Source organism: Luteibacter pinisoli (assembly GCF_006385595.1).
In the GTDB taxonomy this organism is placed as follows: domain Bacteria; phylum Pseudomonadota; class Gammaproteobacteria; order Xanthomonadales; family Rhodanobacteraceae; genus Luteibacter; species Luteibacter pinisoli.
Genome location: NZ_CP041046.1, coordinates 257,522 through 275,402, shown reverse-complemented (window position 1 = coordinate 275,402; position 17,881 = coordinate 257,522). Strand labels below are relative to the sequence as shown.

The 17,881-nt window shown below is 65.2% G+C and carries 14 protein-coding genes; 10 read left to right on the top strand and 4 right to left on the bottom strand.

Annotation, left to right across the window (positions count from 1 at the left end; translation table 11 throughout):
• Positions 1–6: 6 nt before the first annotated feature.
• The 9 genes from FIV34_RS01220 to FIV34_RS01180 all read left to right on the top strand — a co-directional run bounded on the left by FIV34_RS01220 (position 7) and on the right by FIV34_RS01180 (position 9,497).
• Positions 7–879 (top strand): sugar phosphate isomerase/epimerase family protein, encoded by an 873-nt coding sequence (locus tag FIV34_RS01220; RefSeq protein WP_139978883.1) that lies wholly within the window; start codon positions 7–9, stop codon positions 877–879.
• Positions 880–890: 11 nt separating this feature from the next.
• Positions 891–2,582: a GMC oxidoreductase gene (locus FIV34_RS01215; RefSeq protein WP_139978881.1), complete on the top strand. Its 1,692-nt coding sequence runs from the start codon at positions 891–893 to the stop codon at positions 2,580–2,582.
• Positions 2,583–2,593: 11 nt separating this feature from the next.
• Positions 2,594–3,184: a gluconate 2-dehydrogenase subunit 3 family protein gene (locus FIV34_RS01210; protein ID WP_139978878.1), complete on the top strand. Its 591-nt coding sequence runs from the start codon at positions 2,594–2,596 to the stop codon at positions 3,182–3,184.
• A gap of 1 nt (position 3,185) precedes the next feature.
• The gene (locus FIV34_RS01205) at positions 3,186–4,241 is read left to right on the top strand and encodes a sugar phosphate isomerase/epimerase family protein (RefSeq protein WP_139978876.1); all 1,056 of its coding nucleotides are present in this window, start codon (positions 3,186–3,188) and stop codon (positions 4,239–4,241) included.
• Positions 4,238–5,149: a hydroxypyruvate isomerase family protein gene (locus FIV34_RS01200; RefSeq protein WP_139978873.1), complete on the top strand. Its 912-nt coding sequence runs from the start codon at positions 4,238–4,240 to the stop codon at positions 5,147–5,149. Before FIV34_RS01205 ends, FIV34_RS01200 begins: the two co-directional genes overlap by 4 nt.
• The gene (locus FIV34_RS01195) at positions 5,146–5,919 is read left to right on the top strand and encodes a 3-keto-disaccharide hydrolase (protein ID WP_246058712.1); all 774 of its coding nucleotides are present in this window, start codon (positions 5,146–5,148) and stop codon (positions 5,917–5,919) included. The genes FIV34_RS01200 and FIV34_RS01195 overlap by 4 nt, the downstream gene beginning before the upstream one ends.
• Before the next feature lie 83 nt (positions 5,920–6,002).
• Entirely contained in the window at positions 6,003–6,356 is a 354-nt protein-coding gene (locus tag FIV34_RS01190; protein ID WP_139978870.1) for a BlaI/MecI/CopY family transcriptional regulator, read from the top strand.
• On the top strand, positions 6,356–7,915 hold the full coding sequence (locus FIV34_RS01185; protein WP_139978868.1) for a M56 family metallopeptidase: 1,560 nt from the start codon (positions 6,356–6,358) through the stop codon (positions 7,913–7,915). Before FIV34_RS01190 ends, FIV34_RS01185 begins: the two co-directional genes overlap by 1 nt.
• 31 nt (positions 7,916–7,946) lie before the next feature.
• The gene (locus FIV34_RS01180) at positions 7,947–9,497 is read left to right on the top strand and encodes a serine hydrolase domain-containing protein (RefSeq protein ID WP_139978866.1); all 1,551 of its coding nucleotides are present in this window, start codon (positions 7,947–7,949) and stop codon (positions 9,495–9,497) included.
• On the opposite strand, the gene FIV34_RS01175 is transcribed toward FIV34_RS01180, so the two are convergent.
• Positions 9,418–13,884, bottom strand: coding sequence for an autotransporter domain-containing protein (locus FIV34_RS01175; RefSeq protein WP_139978864.1), 4,467 nt, complete (start codon positions 13,882–13,884; stop codon positions 9,418–9,420). The two genes, FIV34_RS01180 and FIV34_RS01175, sit on opposite strands and share 80 nt — an antisense overlap.
• A gap of 173 nt (positions 13,885–14,057) precedes the next feature.
• The gene (locus FIV34_RS01170) at positions 14,058–14,423 is read right to left on the bottom strand and encodes a winged helix-turn-helix transcriptional regulator (protein WP_139978862.1); all 366 of its coding nucleotides are present in this window, start codon (positions 14,421–14,423) and stop codon (positions 14,058–14,060) included.
• Positions 14,424–14,482: 59 nt separating this feature from the next.
• Here FIV34_RS01170 and FIV34_RS01165 point away from each other — a divergent pair, with 59 nt between their 5' ends.
• Entirely contained in the window at positions 14,483–15,280 is a 798-nt protein-coding gene (locus FIV34_RS01165) for an SDR family oxidoreductase (RefSeq protein ID WP_139978860.1), read from the top strand.
• A 13-nt stretch (positions 15,281–15,293) separates the two neighbouring features.
• On the opposite strand, the gene FIV34_RS01160 is transcribed toward FIV34_RS01165, so the two are convergent.
• A complete protein-coding gene (locus FIV34_RS01160; RefSeq protein ID WP_139978858.1) occupies positions 15,294–16,274 on the bottom strand; it encodes a J domain-containing protein in 981 nt (326 codons plus the stop codon).
• Positions 16,261–17,823, bottom strand: a complete 1,563-nt coding sequence (locus FIV34_RS01155) for a glycoside hydrolase family 30 protein (RefSeq protein WP_139978856.1) — start codon at positions 17,821–17,823, stop codon at positions 16,261–16,263. The genes FIV34_RS01160 and FIV34_RS01155 overlap by 14 nt, the downstream gene beginning before the upstream one ends.
• Positions 17,824–17,881 lie beyond the last annotated feature (58 nt).

Here is a 17,881-nt window from a genome sequence, read left to right as displayed (position 1 = left end):
CGCTTCATGATGAATCGCAGGCAATTCCTCGCGCGTTCCGCGCTGTGTGGCACCGTACTGGGGCTCGGCCTCGGCGCGCCAGGGAAACTCCTGGCCGCCGCGTCGAAGGGCAAGGGGCTCGGCATCCAGCTTTACATGGTGCTCGACGCTTACCAGAAGGATCCCACCGGCACCCTGAAGACGCTGAAGTCCATCGGTTACACGGAAATCGAGGCGATCATCACCAGCACGGCGGAAACCCTGCGCGACCAGCTGAAGGACGCCGGCCTGGCCTGCCCCTCCATGCATTTCGATAGCCTCGGCTTCGAGCCGGGCATCAAGGCGGCACACACGCTCGGCTCCCACTACATCGTCAGCAGCATGCTCCCGGCGCTCATGCAGAAGGAGAAGGGCGGCGGCGAGCCGACCTATACGCTCGACGATGCCAAGCGCACGGCCGACTACGCGAACACCCTGGGCGCGAAAGCCAAGGCCGCGGGCCTGCAGTACGCGTACCACAACCACCACGCCGAGTTCACCGACGTGGGCGGCGGCAAGACCTTCTACGACGTGCTGCTCGCGGAAACCGACCCCAAGGTCGTGCAGTTCGAACTGGACTGCGGCTGGGTGCACGCCGGCGGCAAGAATCCCGCGGATTACTTCAAGGCCAACCCCGGCCGCATCCCGCTGATGCACGCGAAGGATTTCCTCCCGGGCAATGCCAAGGATTACCCGGGCGCCGAGCTGGGCCGCGGCACGCTGGATTACAAACCGATCATGGCGGCAGCCGATACCTCTGGACTGAAGCACTGCTTCGTCGAGCAGGAAGGCCCGTTCGCTCGTATGAGCTCGCTTGACGCCGCGCGCGTCGATTACGACTACCTGCGCCCGCTGCGCTGAAGGGAAAAGGCATGGAAAAGAACACATTCGACGCCATCGTCGTCGGTACCGGCGTCAGCGGTGGCTGGGCTGCCAAGGAACTGACCGAGAAGGGCCTGAAGACGCTCGTGCTGGACCGCGGCCCCATGGTCAAGCATCTCGACTACCCCACCGCCATGAAGGCGCCGTGGGAGCTGCCGTACGGCGACGAGCCGACGCAGGAAGATCTCGCCCGCTGGCCCAAGCACACGCGTCCGTCGTTCTACGGCATCACCCAGTCCACCAAGCACTGGTTCGTCGACGACATCGACAACCCGTACGAAGAGACCAAGCCGTTCGACTGGTTCCGTGGCTATCACGTCGGTGGCCGCTCGCTGATGTGGGGCCGCCAGAGCTACCGCCTGAGCGAGATGGATTTCGAGGCGAACGGCAAGGAAGGCGTCGGCGTGGACTGGCCGATCCGCTATGCTGATATCGCGCCGTGGTACGACAAGGTCGAGCATTTCATCGGCGTCAGCGGCAATAACGATCACCTCGCCCAGTTGCCCGACGGCAACTTCCTGCCGCCCATGGACCTCAACTGCGTCGAGAAGGACTTCCAGGGCAAGCTGCAAAGCAAGTTCAACCGCAAGCTGATCATCGGCCGCACCGCCAATCTCTCGGCGCCGCTCAAGCACGACCAGAGCCCGCAGCGCGGCACCTGCCAGTATCGCAACCTGTGCATGCGCGGCTGCCCGTTCGGTGGCTACTTCAGCAGCAACTCGTCCACCCTGCCCTCGGCCGAGCGCACGGGCAACATGACGATGGTGACCAACGCCATCGTGTACGAGCTGATCTACGACAACGACAAGGGCAAGGCCACCGGTGTCCGCGTGCTGGATGCCGAGACCGGCCACCAGACCGAGTACTTCGCGAAAGTGATCTTCATGTGCGCGTCGACCTTCGGCACCGCGCACATCCTGATGAACTCCACCTCGACGCGCTTCCCGAACGGCTTCGGTAACGATAGCGGCGAGCTCGGCCACAACATCATGGATCACACGTTCGGCACGGGCGCGCGCGCCATGGTCGAAGGCCACCTGGACCGCTACTACTCCGGCCGACGCCCCACCGGCTTCTACATCCCGCGTTACCGCAACGTCGGTACCGACAAGCAGAAGTACCTGCGCGGCTTCGGTTTCCAGGGTGGCGCAGGCCGCCAGGACTGGACCCGCCTGGTCGAACAGCATGCCCTCGGCGCGGAACTCAAGGAAGCGGCGCAGGAGCCGGGTCCGTGGTATGTCTCGATGATGGGCTTCGGCGAGATGCTGCCCTCCCACAAGAACTTCGTGAGCCTGGACCGCAACCATAAGGACAAGTACGGCATGCCCGTGCTGAACTTCGATGCCGCGCACCAGGAAAACGAAAAGATGATCGGCAAGGCGATCATCGAGGACGCCATGGAAATGCTGTCGGGCGCGGGCTATCGCGACGTCGGCTCGTTCACGATGAACGCCAACGTCGGCGCCGGCATCCATGAAATGGGTACCGCGCGCATGGGCCGCGATCCGAAGACCTCGGTGCTCAACGGCTTCAACCAGATGCATGCCTGCAAGAACGTCTTCGTGACCGACGGCTCGGCCATGGCATCGTCCGGCTGCCAGAACCCGTCCCTCACTTACATGGCGCTGACCGCACGCGCGGCCAACTACGCCGTGGAAGAACTCAAGCGCGGCAATATCTGAGGATCGACACCATGAATCGTCGCGAATGGTTGAAAAGCATGTCCGCGCTGGCCGTCGGTGCCATCGCGGGCCCGTCGTTGCTGGCGGTATTCGACGCGCACGCCGCGTCGCAGAAGCCCACGGCAAAGCCCGAGTTCTTCAATCCAGCCCAGTACAGCCTGGTCGGTGCGGTGTCGGACATCGTGATCCCGCGCACCGATACCCCGGGCGCGGTCGATGCCGGCGTGCCGCTGTTCATGGACCAGCTGTTCAAGGCGGTTTACGCCAAGCCGGACCAGCAGCGTTACCTCGACGCCATGGCGGCGTTCGACAAGGCGGGCGGCAAGCCGTTCCTCCAGCTCGATGCCGCGCAGCAGAAGGCGCTGGTCACCAAACTGCACGACCAGGCGATTGCCGTACCCAAGGGCGGCAAGCTGCCGCCGGCGGCCGACTTCGTGATGATGACCAAGAAGCTCACGATGCTCGGCTTCTTCCTGTCGCAGCCGGGTTGCACGCAGGTGCTCCAGTACGACCCGGTTCCCGCGGCCTGGCACGCCGACATCCCGCTGTCGCAGGCGGGCAATGGCAAGGCCTGGGCCGTCGAGGCCGAACTGAAGATCTGACATGAAGACACTCAAGGGCCCTGGCATCTTCCTCGCCCAGTTCGCGTCGGACGAGGCACCGTTCAACACGCTGGCCGATATCGCGCGTTGGGCCTCGTCGCTCGGCTTCGTCGGCGTGCAGATCCCCTCCAACGATGCCCGCCTGTTCGATCTTGAGCAGGCGGCTACCAGCAAGACGTATTGCGACGACATCACCGGCATGCTCGCCGAGCACGGCGTGGCGGTAACAGAACTCTCCACGCACCTGCAGGGCCAGCTGGTGGCGTCGCACCCGGCTTACGATCGCCTGTTCGACGGCTTCGCGCCCCCGGCGTTGCGTGGCCATCCGCAGCAGCGCCAGGCGTGGGCGGTGGAGCAGCTCAAGCTCGCCGCCAAGGCCAGCCATAACCTCGGTCTGACCGCACACGCCACCTTCTCCGGCGCGCTGGCGTGGCAGCTGTTTTACCCGTGGCCGCAGCGCCCGGCAGGCCTGGTGGAAGAAGCCTTTGCCGAACTCGGCCGGCGCTGGAAGCCGATCCTCGATGCGTTCGACGAGGTGGGCGTGGATGTCTGCTACGAACTCCATCCCGGCGAGGACCTGCACGACGGTGTCACCTTCGAGCGCTTCCTCGACGCGGTCGACCACCATCCGCGCGCGAACATCCTGTTCGATCCGAGCCACATGGTGCTGCAGCAGATGGACTACCTGCAGTTCATCGACAACTACCACGAGCGCATCCGCGCCTTCCACGTGAAGGACGCCGAGTTCCGTCCGAACGGACGCTCGGGCGTGTATGGCGGTTACCAGAACTGGATCGATCGCCCGGGGCGTTTCCGCTCGCTGGGCGACGGGCAGATCGATTTCGGCGCGATCTTCAGCAAGCTCGCGCAGTACGACTATCCCGGCTGGGCCGTGCTCGAGTGGGAATGCTGCATCAAGGATGCACAGCAAGGCGCGCAGGAAGGGGCACCCTTCATCCGCGACCACATCATCAAGGTGACCGAGCGTGCGTTCGACGATTTCGCGTCGAGTGGCAGTGACCGCGCCTTCAACCGCAGCATCCTGGGGCTCGAATGACCACATCGGACCACTCGCCTGACGCCGGCCGCCGCGCCGCGCTGGGACACCTCGCCACCGCCGCCGCCGCGTTCGGCGCCGCCCCGCTGCTGGCGTCCGCCGAGACGCTTCCCGGCAAACCCGCCGCGGGCAAGGCCGGCCCGGGTCGCCTCAAGCAATCGCTGAGCCGCTGGACCTCCAAGGCGCCGCTGCCAGACCTGTGCAAGCGCCTGAAGAGCCTGGGCTTCGTGGGTGTCGACCTGCTGTACACGGACGAATGGTCCACGGTGACCGACAACGGCCTGACCGTCACGATGGGTTATCCCGCCAGGCGCGATAACTTCATCGAGATGGGCTTCAACGACCCGGCCAACCACGCCCAGTTGCTGAAGGAGCTGGAAGCGACCATCCCGCTCGCGAAGAAGGCGGGCGTGCCCAACGTCATCACCATGTTCGGTAACCGCAAGGCCGGCATCGACGACCGCCAGGCCCTCGACAACTGCATTGCCGGACTGTCGAAGATCGCGCCGCTTGCGGCCGAGAACGGCATCACCGTGTGCGTCGAGCTGCTGAACAGCAAGGTGGACCATCACGGCTACCAGGGCGACAGCACGAAGTTCGGCGCCGAAGTGATGAAGGGCGTGGGTTCGCCCAACGTGAAGCTGCTTTACGACATCTATCACATGCAGATCATGGAAGGCGACGTGATCCGCACCATCCGCGACAACATCCAGTGGATCGGCCATTTCCACACCGGCGGCGTGCCGGGCCGCCACGAAATCGATGGCACGCAGGAACTGAACTACCACGCCGTCGCCAAGGCGATCGCCGACCTGAACTACCAGGGCTACATCGCGCACGAGTTCATGCCCGCGCGGCCCGACTCCTTCGAATCCTTTGCCGAGGCCTTCAAGATATGCACGGTATGACATTCCTGCGCACCAGCGCTGCCACCCTCTTTGTGTTCGCCGTGGGCTCGTCGTCCGCCTGGGCGCAGACGGACCCCAAGGCCACCGAGCAGTGGGATCCGGTGCCCAAGGTGGTCACGCCGGGCAACCCGAACAGCGCGCCGCCCTCCGATGCCGTCGTGCTGTTCGGCGGCAAGGACATCGCCCAGTGGGAAGCCTCCAAGGACCATTCCCCCGCGCACTGGAAGGTCCACGACGGCATCCTTACCGTCGACAAGACCTCGGGCAACATCCAGACCAAGCAGAAGTTCAAGAGCTACCAGCTGCATCTTGAGTGGCAGGTGCCGAAGGACATCACTGGCGAAGGCCAGGGCCGCGGCAACAGCGGCGTGTTCCTCGCTTCCACCGGCCCCGGCGACGAGGGTTACGAAGTCCAGATCATGGATTCGTTCAACAACCCGACGTACGTGAATGGCCAGGCCGGCAGCGTCTACAAACAGTCCGCGCCGCTGGTCAATGCCATGCGCAAGCCGGGCGAATGGCAGACCTACGACATCGTCTGGACCGCGCCCGTGTTCGCCGCCGATGGCTCGGTGAAGTCGCCGGCGTACGTCACGCTGTTCCACAACGGCGTGCTCGTGCAGAACCACACCGAACTCGCGGGTGAAACGTTCTACATCGGCAAGCCGAAGTACAACCCGTACACCGAGGCGCCGATCAAGCTCCAGGCGCACGGCGACCACTCCCAGCCGATCAGCTTCCGGAACATCTGGGTGCGGCCGCTGGACTGATCTACTAAATAGATAGTTGACAAACACGCGTCCCCGGCCTATTTCTACTACAACTGTAGTAGCGATAGTCCGGGGACGTGCGTATGAAGATCTCCCTCACCGACCGCGAAGCGGACATCATGCAGGTGCTGTGGGAACACGGCCCCTCGCTGGTGTCGGAGGTGCGCGAACGCCTGAGCGACACCCTTGCCTACACCACGGTGTTGACCGTGCTGCGCACGCTGCAGGCGAAGGGCTATGTCGGTTACGAGGAAGAAGGGCGCGGACACCGCTACTTCGCCAGCGTGAAGCAACAAGCCGCCCGCAAGAATGCGCTCCAGCACCTGACGGACAAGCTGTTCAAGGGCTCCACGGAGTTGCTGCTCACGCACCTGGTGTCCGAGCAGACCCTTACCCCTGAGCAGATCGCCCGCATGCGCAAACTCCTGAAGCCCTGATGCTTGCCTGGATGATCTACGCCGTCCTGGTCGCCATGGCGCTCAGTGCGGCAGGCCTGATCGCCGAGCAAGCTGCCAAGGCCCGCCGCCTGCCCACGCGCTGGCCGTGGCTGGTCGCCATCGTGGCGTCGTTGCTGCTGCCGGTGGCGATGGTGACGGTGTCGCTCCGCGTACCCGGGCACGTGTCGCCCGAGGCGGTCGCGGCGCCGATACCCCTGCGCGACACGACATCCATCCCCCTGGCATCGGCCGTGATCGACTGGAGTGGCACGAGCGCATACACCTCGTCCACGCCGATCAATACGTTGCTCAAGGACATCTGGCTGGCCACGTCATTCACCCTGATGCTTTTCGTGGGCGCCGGCACGGCGCTTTTCCATCGACGCAAGCGCGACTGGTCTATGGGGCATCTTTGCGGCGTGCCGGTGTTCGTGTCCGACAGCGTCGGGCCCGCGGTAGTAGGGCTGATGCGTTCGCGCATCGTCGTCCCGGCATGGGTGATGCAGGAATCGCCCGACCAGCAGCACTACGTCATGGCCCATGAGCAATCGCACCTGGAAGCGCGCGACCCGTTGCTGGTTGCCTTTTCGCTGGCGCTTCTCATGGCCATGCCGTGGAACCCGTTGCTGTGGTGGCAGTTCCATCGTCTTCGCTGCGCGATCGAAGTGGACTGCGACGCACGCGTACTCCGGGCCGGCGGCGATCTTGGCGACTACTGCGAAACGCTTATCCAGGTAGGACAGAACCAGTCCGAGTTCATCGGCTCGGTCACGGCGATGTCGGAATCCCGATCGTTTCTCGAACAGAGGATACGGATCATGTTGTCGAAGCCGAAGAAGTGGGCAGGCGCTTTCGCCTTCATCCTGATCAGCATCGCGCTCGGCATGGCTGTGTTTGCGGCGCAGGTCACGCCGCCTGCCACCCCTGAACCGACGACCAGCCACGCCATATCGGTCAATCCGGCCCTTCTCGATACCTACGTGGGGGATTACGAGATCAGCGACACGTCGATGATCACGGTAAAGCGCAAGGGCGACGGCCTGACCGTCTCGCCGATCGGCCAGCTGGCGGCCGCGGGCACGATCGATGCCCCGGCGATCAGCGCCACACAGTTTTCCGTGCCGCCCGTCGACGCCACCTTCGACTTCGTCACCGGCGCCGACCACCAGGTCAGCAGCATGATCGTGCGCGTCCACGGGGTGCTCTACGTGAACGCGCCACGCGTCGATGCCGCCAGGGCCGCACACATCCGCGACGCACTCGCCGCCAGGGTCAGGAACCAGGCACCGTACCCGGAAAGCGAGAACGTGCTCCGCCGGGCTCTGGATCCCGACAACAGCACCGGCCTCCGTCCGGAGGCGCGGATGAGTGAACTGCAGCGTGCCTCGCTTAAGGCGTATTTCGCGAAGCTGGGTCCGGTCCAGTCCTATCGCTTCAATGGGGTCACCGACTACGGCTGGGATAGCTACGACGTGCAACACCAGAACGGCGCCGAGCAGGTGTTCTTCCTGGTCGACGAACAGGGCCTCATCGTAAGCAGTGTCGTGCGGCGCCAGTAGCGCGACCCGATCATCCACGAAGAAGGAACGCATGATGCGAAGGATCCAGAAGATCGCTTTGCTGGGCCCGGCTGTGTGCGCGGCGGCGTTTGCGGCCCCCGCATTCGCCAGTTGCCCCATCCCGGCAGCGTCCGCCGGCGGCCCCAGCAACGCCCATACCCGTTACGTCGAGACCCAGCTGCGCCCCGCCATCATCAGGAAGGGCGACAAACCCTTCAGCCTCGCCGAGCACATGGCGCACTACGGCGTGCCCGGCCTCAGCGTCGCCGTGATCCACGATGGCAAGCTGGCATGGGCGCGCGGCTGGGGCGTTCGCGATGTCGTGAGCTGCATGCCCGTCACGCCGGATACCGACTTCCAGGCCGCGTCGATCAGCAAGGTGGTCACGGCCATGCTGGCCCTGCGCATGGCCGAGCAAGGCAGGATCGGCCTGGACCGGAATATCAATGATGCCCTGCGTTCGTGGAGCCTGCCCCGGGATCCGAAGCTCGCACCGAACGGCGTCACGCTACGCCAGTTGCTGAGCCACACGGCCGGGCTGGGCGTGCATGGCTTCACCGGCTACATGCCGGGCGCGCCGCTACCGACGGCCGTGCAGATCCTGGATGGCGTGCCGCCCGCCAATACCCCCGCGGTGCGGAGCGTGCTTCCGGCAGGCGCGCAGTTCGAATACTCCGGTGGCGGCTACGTGGTGACGCAGCTCGCACTCGCCGACGCCAGTGGCCTGCCCTTCGAGACGCTGGTGCAACGCGAGATACTGGGGCCGCTCGGCATGACGCGGAGTGCCTTCGCCATGCCGCCCACACCAGCCATCCTGGCCAATGCGGCCTTTGCCCATGCCAACGGCAGCGTCATTCCCGGTAACTACCGCGTCGATCCGGAACTCGCGCCCGCGGGCCTGTGGACCACGGCGGGCGACCTCGCGAAGCTGGTGATGGACCTGCAAGCCTCCGCCGCGGGCAAGACCGGCCACCGCCTCTCGCCCGCCATGACACGGACGATGATGACCCCGGTGAAGGACAACTGGGGACTCGGTGTCGCTGTGTACCCGTCCGGGATCCCGCGTTTCATGCATGACGGCGTGAACGAGGGATACGAGTCCTACATGGTCGCGTATACCGACAAGGGCGATGGCGTCGTCGCCCTGGCCAACGGCGGCGACGGCCGGCGGGTGATGAGTGACGTCGTCCGGGCCATCGCGACCGATTACGGCATGACCGACATCGCGATACCGGCGACCGAGGAAAAGACGTTGTCGCTCGCCGAACTCTCGAAGGCCGCCGGGAATTTCGTGGGTGGCGGCCTGGCCGTGACGCTCGAGGCGCGTCCGGACGGGCTTTACGCCAGTGTGGGCGGCCCCGTGCCGGAACGACTGATCGCGCTGTCGCCCCGGCGCTTTCGCTCCGAGTCCCTGGCCACCACGGTGGAGTTCACGGCGGACTTTTCGAGCATGACCATGATCGAAGGTCCGCCGCCGATGAAGCTGGTGCGTATGCCGGCGCCTACAGCGCCATCATCCAGTGCGCCGACAGCACCTGCGACTGGTCGCGCTGCCCCTTCTCGTAGTCATAGCCCAACTTGAGCGACGTGCGCGCGGACAACGCGGCATTGAGCCCCAGGTTAAGCACGCCGCTGTAGCGCGACAGGCCGATACCGGCCAGCGGCTGCCACTGCGAGAGACCCACGAAGCTCGCGTCGAACACATCACCGTGCGACGCGAGCGTGCGGCGGAACTGCGCACCCACGGTGAAGTCCACGCCGCGGCCATCCTCAAGGGTCCAGTGGCGCGCGGCACGCAGGCCCGCGCCGGCCTGCCAGCGATCGAGCGTCTGGCCATCCGTGCGCAGGCCGAAGCCATCGGCGCCCTGCTCGGTGAAGCCGCCGCGGTTGATGCTGGCGTACTCGACGTTGACGAACGGCATGACGCGCGTACCGGCCATGTCCAGGTGCAGGCCGGTCTCGCCGTAGGCGACGTTGTAGTTGCCGCTGTAGTTCGTCGACACGCCTGCCGCGCTCGTCCCGAGCAACAGCTGGCGGCTCACGTCCTGCTGGAAGTGGCCGAAGCCCACGCGCCCCTGGGTGTACCAGTTCCCGTTGAGCCATCCGGCGTACAGCATGCCTTCGGTGCTGCGGCTGCGATTGTGGTCGTTGCTCTGGTCGAGCTGCTGCTGCCCCTGGCTCTGGCCAAAGGCAAAGCCGGCCACGCCCGAGCTGCCCACCTGGCGGTCGCTGCCGACCAGCCAGCCATTGAGCTGGAAGCCGACGCCGTCGTAGCCCGCGCGCCCCATGTCGCCACCGACGCTGAGGTTCTGCGTCCACGTGCCGAAGCCGGCCTTCTTGCCCAGTACGTCATCGAAGTGATCCGACAAGGCACGGCCGGAAGCGTCGATGGCCTCAAACGTCATCGCGGCACTGGCGGCATGCAACTGGCCCGACAGGCTCTGCAACGACGCCTGTGCGGCCTGCAGCGTAGGCGCCTGCTGGAAGGCGCCGGCGGCCTGCACGAAGCCCGGCGACACGCTCGCCGTGTCGCCCGTCGCGATCTTGCTGTTGAGCTGGGTGAAAGCGCCCTGCACGCGCTGCGCGCTGTTGAGCGACGCGGAGGTATACGACACACCGTTGCCTGCGGCAGCCGTGGTCACGTTGAGACCGGCGGTGTCGAGCCAGGCGCTGTGGCCGTCGTAGCTGATCGTGTTCGCGGTGAACACGACGCCGGTGTCCTTGACGAGCTGGCCGAACGTACCGGTGAGGCCCTGGGTCGCCGTCAGGACCTCCGTGTGTGCGTTGCTGACGTACCCACTGTCCGCGCCGGTGATCTCCAGCGTGCCGCCCGACAGCGTCGCCGTCCCGGCAACGGCGAGCTTGCTGCCGAGGCTGAGTGCCAGCGTGCCGGTGGATGCCTGGGTGTAGTTGCCACCGATGGCGGCGTCCCCACCATGCACGGCGACCCTGCCGGCATTGATGAGGTTGCCCGCCACGCCAGGAAGTCCCGGGCCCGGGCCCGGCGAACCGGCGATGTCACCGTCCAGGGTGCCTGCCTGGTTAACCAGCACGTTGCCAGGCATGGCATGGTTCGTCCGGATCGTTCCCTTGTTGATCGTCGTGCCGCCGGTATAGGTGTTCTGTCCGTCCAGGAACAGTACGCCTGAACCGTCCTGGGTCAGCGACCCGGTGCCGGAAATCGTCCGGGTCGCCGCGTAGTTCTCGTAGCTGTCGAAAACAAGCGAACCGAAGTTCTGTACGGGTGCGGTCATCGGTACGTAGCCGAAGGTGGCCGCCGGCTGGTTGCCCGTGTTGTCGATTTGCAGGGTGCCGGCCTCGATGATGATGTTCGACGGCGCAAAGCCGCCGATCGGTACGGTGAGCCTTCCGGCGCCTGCCTTGATCATCACATCGTCGTACGGCGCGCCAAGCTGGCCGACGATGCCGCCGGTAAACGTCACGTCGTCGCTGCGGTCGAAGATCACCGTGCCACGGTTGCCGATGACGCCCGTGGTAATCGATCCACTCGTGAAGCCGTCGCCAATCTGGAGCGTGCTTCCTGCACTCACCTGCACCGCACCCGGCGTGAGCTGGCTATTGTCGATGATCCACTTGCCCGGCGAGGTCACGGCCAGCACCCCGGACGAGAAGGTGGTGTTACCCGTCACCGCCTGCGAGTAGCGTTGTACGGAACCCGCGCTCCCGGCCAGTGTCATGGTAGTCAGTGTGCTCGCACCGATGGTGAGGTCACCCTGGATCGAACCCCCGGCGGTGAGCGTGATCTTGTTCGCGGCCGGTGCGAAAAACTGCACATTGCCAATGATGGTGCCAGCGTTGTTAAAGGTGACCGCCCCACTGCTCGCCAGATAGGCGGGCCCGGTTGACTGGACAAGGACAGCGCACGCATTGGATACCGCGCAGTCCCCCGATGCGGTACCCGCAGACTGGATGGTCGACCCGGCGCCGTTCGTGAGCGACCCGCCATTGCTCATGTACACGGCGGTCTTTGCGCTGGAGATCGTCGCGCCGTTGACGTTCATGACATCCGCCTTGTCGCCAAGGTGGATGCCGACGCCCGTCATCGAGTTGATCATGGTGCCTGCGCCGTCGTTGCTGACGCTTCCGCTGTAGTCAAGCTCGACGGCCGTATCCCCACCTTCGATGGAGCCGCCGCTACTGTTCGCCACGGTAGCGCCATCACCACGCAGCAGGACACCGACACGGTTACCCCGGATAAGCCCGCCGTCGTGGTTCAGCACCGTCGGGCTTGCACCGAAGGTGTAATTACTACCGATGGCGTTGTCATTTGTGCCACCGATCACACCCGCGTTGTCCACGACACCGTTGCCCTGCACGAAGATGTTGTTGCCCAGTACGCTCCGCGTGCCCACCTTCAACGTGGCCACGGGATCGATTCCCGCGCGGTCGGCTGCGTTACCGACGATGATGTCACCGGTGCCGAGCTCGCCACCGAGGTCAAGCCTCAACGTGCCCCCCTTTACCTGCGTGCCTCCGGCAAAGGTATTTCGCATACTCATCGATACGGAACCGCTGCCCGTCTTCACGAGGTTACCCGTGCCGCTGATGGTGCCTCCATACACGGTATCGTTGCTGCGATTGAATACGAGGGTCGCGTTGTCGGTGATATCGCCCATCACCGAACCGGACGTGCCGCCGTTTCCGATCTGCAGCGTACCGCCGCTGACCACGGTGCCGCCGCTATAGGTGTTATCGCCTCCCAGGACCAGCGTGCCGGCGTCGGTCTTGACCAGCGTCTGGATGCCCGTAAGCACATTGTTCACGGTCGCCTTGTAGCCTGCGCCGGCCTGCGTGCCATCGCCCACGCGGAAGATGGCCTGCACGTAGCTGGCCTCCGTGCTACCGCTGAGCTGTATCGGATCACCCTGGATGAGGTAGCCATCGGAGGCGAACTGCATGCCGCCCGCGACCACGGCGCCGTTGTCGTTGTTCACGGTGACCGTGCCGGGCGTGCCCTGGAAGATCGCGAACGTGCCGTTGTTGAAATGCGCATTCACGGCACCGCTGGCGTCGGTCCAGCTCGTGTCGGGGCCACCGGCTGTCCACTCGCCGCTGCCGCCGTCGATCACGTTGTTGCCCTTGGGTCCCGCGCCGTCCCAGACGCTGAAGTTCATGCCCCGGGTATCGATCAGGTTCACCTGGTGCGCCACGCCGGTCTGCAGGGCCCAGCTAGTCGAGGCCAGCGAACCGAGGGACAGGCCGTTATCCACCAGGCCGCCGTCGTAGTTGATGAGGCGATGCACGCCCGGGCCGAGGTCACCACCGCCGGCCACGTTGACGTTGAGCGTGCCGGCGAGCGTCAGGTTGCCCTTGACGTTGATGAGGTCGCTGGCCTGGGTGCCGCCAGAGGCCTGGGCGAAGTCGAAGTTGAGCTGCGAGCCTGCATTGAGCTGGGTGGCCGCCGTGAGCGTGAGGTTGCCGTTGATGGTCAGCGTGCCGATGGCACCTTGCTGGCCGGGCGCAAGCGTGGCGTTGCTTCCCACGGTGACGTCACCACCGATAACACCTGCGCCGCCCAGCGTAGCGAGGGGCCCGACGGTCGTCGCGCCTGTTGCCCCGGACTGGTCACCATTAATGTAGAGCGAGCCCGCATTAACTTGCGTTTCGCCCGTATAAGTATTGGTCCCGGTGAACGTCAGCGTACCGTCGCCGCCTTTCGCCACGCCGACCGAGCCGGTGAGATTATCGGCGATGGTGGTGGTCGTGTTGGCAGCTACATCGATCGCCCCGCCACTGTAAGCAGCAGGCGTTCCCGGATTGGTGGGGTTTGTCGGACTGGTAGGCGTGGAGGGCGCCGACGGCGTCGACCTCACGTTGCCTCCCCCACCGCCACCGCCGCAGGCCGACAGGCCCAGGGCCATCATCACGGCCAGGGCGAGCACGCCCGGCTTGTTCCCTTTGCCCACGGCCATCCGACCGGCGGCTCCCGCACCGCACCATGCTTCCATGTATTTTCCCCCTGTGGAGGCCGCATCTTGCCGCAAGGTTTGGTCGCGTGCCAGTGCGCCTGTGGCGGCTACGCTCGTGGCAGATTGCGCCCGTCTAACCCTGCGCAACCGGGATGGAAACCCATGGCTTCCGGGTGATCCGAATGCGTCGGTGAATTGGGCAAGTAGGCGCGTTACTTCTGCGCAGCCTGCCAGCGCAGAAACGCATCCAGCGCGGGGCACAGTGACTGACCCCAGGCGGTGAGGTTGTATTCCACCCGCGGTGGCACTTCGGGGTAGATCACGCGTTCGACCAAGCCATCCTTTTCCATTGTGCGCAGCTGTTGCGCGAGCATCTTCTGCGAGATGCCGGGGATGGCGCGTTCCAGATCCGAGAAGCGCTTTACGTGCCCGCCGAACAGCTGGAAAAGGATTTCCAGCTTCCAGCGCCCCTCGATCAGGGCGAGCGCCTGGCGCGTGAGTGCTGCCGCGCCGAGCGGCGTAGCGACGTCAAACTTACCTTCGGGTAAGCCACCCACGTTTTCGTGCGTTCTTGTCATGGTCCCCAAGTGTATTTCAAGCTGGCTCCATCGGTATGAAACCCCTTTGAGGACTTTTGATGAACGCTCCCTTCCAGATTGACCCGACGGAATTCCACGGCAAGCGCGTGCTCGTGACGGGCGGCACCAAGGGTATCGGCGAGGCGATCGTGCGCCGCATGGTGGCGGCAGGTGCCACGGTCGCGACCACGGCCCGTGGGCCCGATGGCGCGCCGGATGGCGTCGCCCTTTTCATCCAGGCCGACCTTGCCACCACGGCCGGCCGCGAGAAGGTCATCACCGAGGTGATGCAGGCCTGGGGTGGCGTGGACATCCTCGTCTCGAACGTCGGCGGCTCCAGCGCGCCGAACGGCGGGTTCGCCGCCCTCACGCCGGAAGAGTGGCAGCACGCCCTCGACGCCAACCTGCTAGCCGCCGTGGCGATGGATCGCGGCTTCCTGCCCGGGATGGTGGAGCGTGGCCACGGTGCGATCCTGCACATCACCTCCATCCAGCGGAAGCTGCCCCTGTGGGAATCCACGCTGGCCTATGCGGCCGCGAAAGCAGCACTGGCAACCTACAGCAAGGGCTTGTCGCGTGAAGTGGGTCCCAAGGGGGTGCGCGTGAATACCGTTGCTCCCGGCTTTATCGAGACCACCGCCGCCGCGAACATGATCTCGAGCATCGCGCAGCACAGCGGCACGAGCGAGGACGATGCACGCCAGATGCTGATGCAGTCGCTCGGTGGTATCGCCATCGGCCGGCCGGGTACCCCCGACGAAGTGGCCGAACTGGTCGCCTTCGTGATGTCGGACCGCGCGCGGTCCATCCACGGCGCGGAGTACGTGATCGACGGCGGCACGATCCAGACGGTCTGACCGGCCGGGATACTCACATCCCGGCCAGTTGCCCCTTCATGTGCTTCAGCCAGGCCTTGAACTCGCCGCCCGCATCAAGCGTCCGTACGTCCTGCTCGAACGCCATGACCAGCTCGCGCAGGTGCTCGATGCTTGAGGTGAGTACGCGCTTTACGGTCTTTGGCGACACTGACGACGTCGGATCCATGCCGCATCGCGCCACGTAGCCGGCCTTGATGTCAGCAAGCTCCTGGTCAAGGCCGCGAAGCTGGTCTTCGAGGATGGTGTTCCAGCGCCCGAGTCGTTCATCGCTGACCTTGCCCAGCGCCGCGTGGTCGATGTGTTCGAGGTCCTGCTGGATGTCGAGCAGGTCGAGCAGGCTTCGGCTGGCGTAGGCCACGTTCACGCGCTGCATCAGCCCGGCCTTGCGTTCGCGCTCCACCGGATCGCGCTCGCGATCCGGGTGAAGTGCGCTGGCCAGCTTGCGGTAGATGTCCCGGATCGACCGGTGGACTTCGGCTTCTTCGGCCCGGGCACGTTCCTGCGCCGAGCCACGCTTCGGCGTCTTTTTTCGCTTCGCGTGGTACGCCGCACGTGCCGCTTCGCGTTCGCGCTCACCGTCATCGCCGTGTTCACCAGGTCCACCAAGGTGACCGGTCACATCGCCGTCCGGCGACGCGTCGCCACCCTGGGGAGCCCGATAGCGCCGATGCAGTTCTTCGACGGCCACGTCATCGACGGAAGCGAGGACCTGTTCCGCCATGAGTGTGATCAGCTCGGCGATGGTCTGGCGCTCGCCTTTCGTCAGGCCTTTCGTGTCGTAGGCCTGGTCGAGGCGATGCAGCAGCTGGGTACGGACCACATCAAGCTTCGTGCGCAGCGGCATGTAGTCGTTGCCGTAGCGGCGGTTGAAGACGATGCCGAATGCCTCCCACTCCGCCAGCGTGGCGCGACGCTTTTCAATCGCATCGATCAGGCCCTGGAACGCCGCGTCGGCGGGCTTAAGGGCTTTCACGCGACGATCCTGCGTTCAACCAATGCAGCGCGCGGCGAATCCATGCCGCCGCGCGGCTCGGATTCCACACGATCGTGGCCACGCTCTCGGCCGGCATGGCGTAATCAAACTGGTACTGACCCTCGGCGACGGAGACGCGCTTCCCGGTCTTGTTGATGTTGACCAGCACCAGGATGACCGAGCCATCCATCGGATCCACGAAGGCGACGTTGGCAAGCCCCTTGTCGGCATCGGTATCGGTGGACTTCACCCGCAAGGCGCCCGGCATCACGAAGCGGCTGAAATGCGCGATGGCGTAGTACTCGTCATTGCGCGTGACGGCACCCGTCTGCGAATCGATGGTGATGATGCCCTTGCAGGCCGAGCAGCCGCCGAAGTGCGGGCCGTGGCGCTCGTCGAGGGCCAGGTTCCAGTAGATGACACCGCGCGCCCACTGGCGGATGCCGGTAACGAGCAGGTTGCGGGTGAACCACAGCAGCTCGCCGTTGACGTACAACGGCCAGTCACCACCGGTGCATTCGGTGATGTAGGTGTCCTTGTCGGGATGCGCGCGATGCACGCGGCCCTGTTCGAACGGGCTGCCGTCGTAGCAGTGCCAGGCCACGCCATCGACGTAGCGCGCGGCGGCCGGGTCGGCGAGGACGGCGAGCGGCTGCTCAGGCACGGCCCAGTTGTGGTCCCACTCCAGGATGCCTGTCCGCGGCGTGCGCTTCGCCAGCTGCGGACCGAGATATTTGATCACGCGGGCCCGGGTGTCCGGGTTCATGATCATCCCGGGGTAGCTGATCGGCGAGTACAGCGGCTCGTTCTGCAACGTCAGGGCGAAGATGGGAATGCCGCGACTGCGATAGGTGTCGACGTATTTGACGAGGTAGTCGGCATACGCGTTCTCATACTGCGGCAGCAGCTCCCCGCCGTTGAGGTTCTCGTTGGCCTTCATCCACGCCGGTGCGGTCCACGAAGAAGCCACGATGAGCAGGTTGGGGTTGATCGCCAGCGCGTGCTGCACCGCCGGAATCAGGTAGTCCTCCGTGGGCGCCACATTGAAGTGCCGCAGCTGCGGATCCGTCTCGCCGAACGGCATGTCGTCCATCGTGTAGAGGTTCAACGAGAAATCCGAGGCACCGATGGTCAGGCGCATCATGTTCAGGTTGAGGTTCGGCGACGAACCATACAGCTCGGTCATCAGCGCATGGCGCTGTTCGGGAGTCAGCTTGTTCTGGATGAGCCACGCCGAGGCGTCGGTCATCGAGGCACCGAAACCGGTCATGGACTGATAGGTGCTTTTGGTGTCGATGGTGATGTCGGCATCTGACCCATCGCGCGCCGCCAGGGCAAGGTCCGGCTGGGGCGCGAGCGTGAGCCGGTGGTCGGCCGTGCTCACCCACACCTCGGCGGCAGGCAGCGTGGGCTGGGCCGGCACCGCTGGGCGGGCCGCGGCGACACGGCGCGCGAACCGCGGCACGTTGAGCGCCACTACGGAGATCAGGACGATCAGCGCGACGAAGAACACCAGCGCCCGGCCAGCACCCGGCCTGCGTTCATCCATGCTGGCTATCCATCGCGTCGCTCACATTACCTTTTACTTGGATCACGCCGCCCCTTTC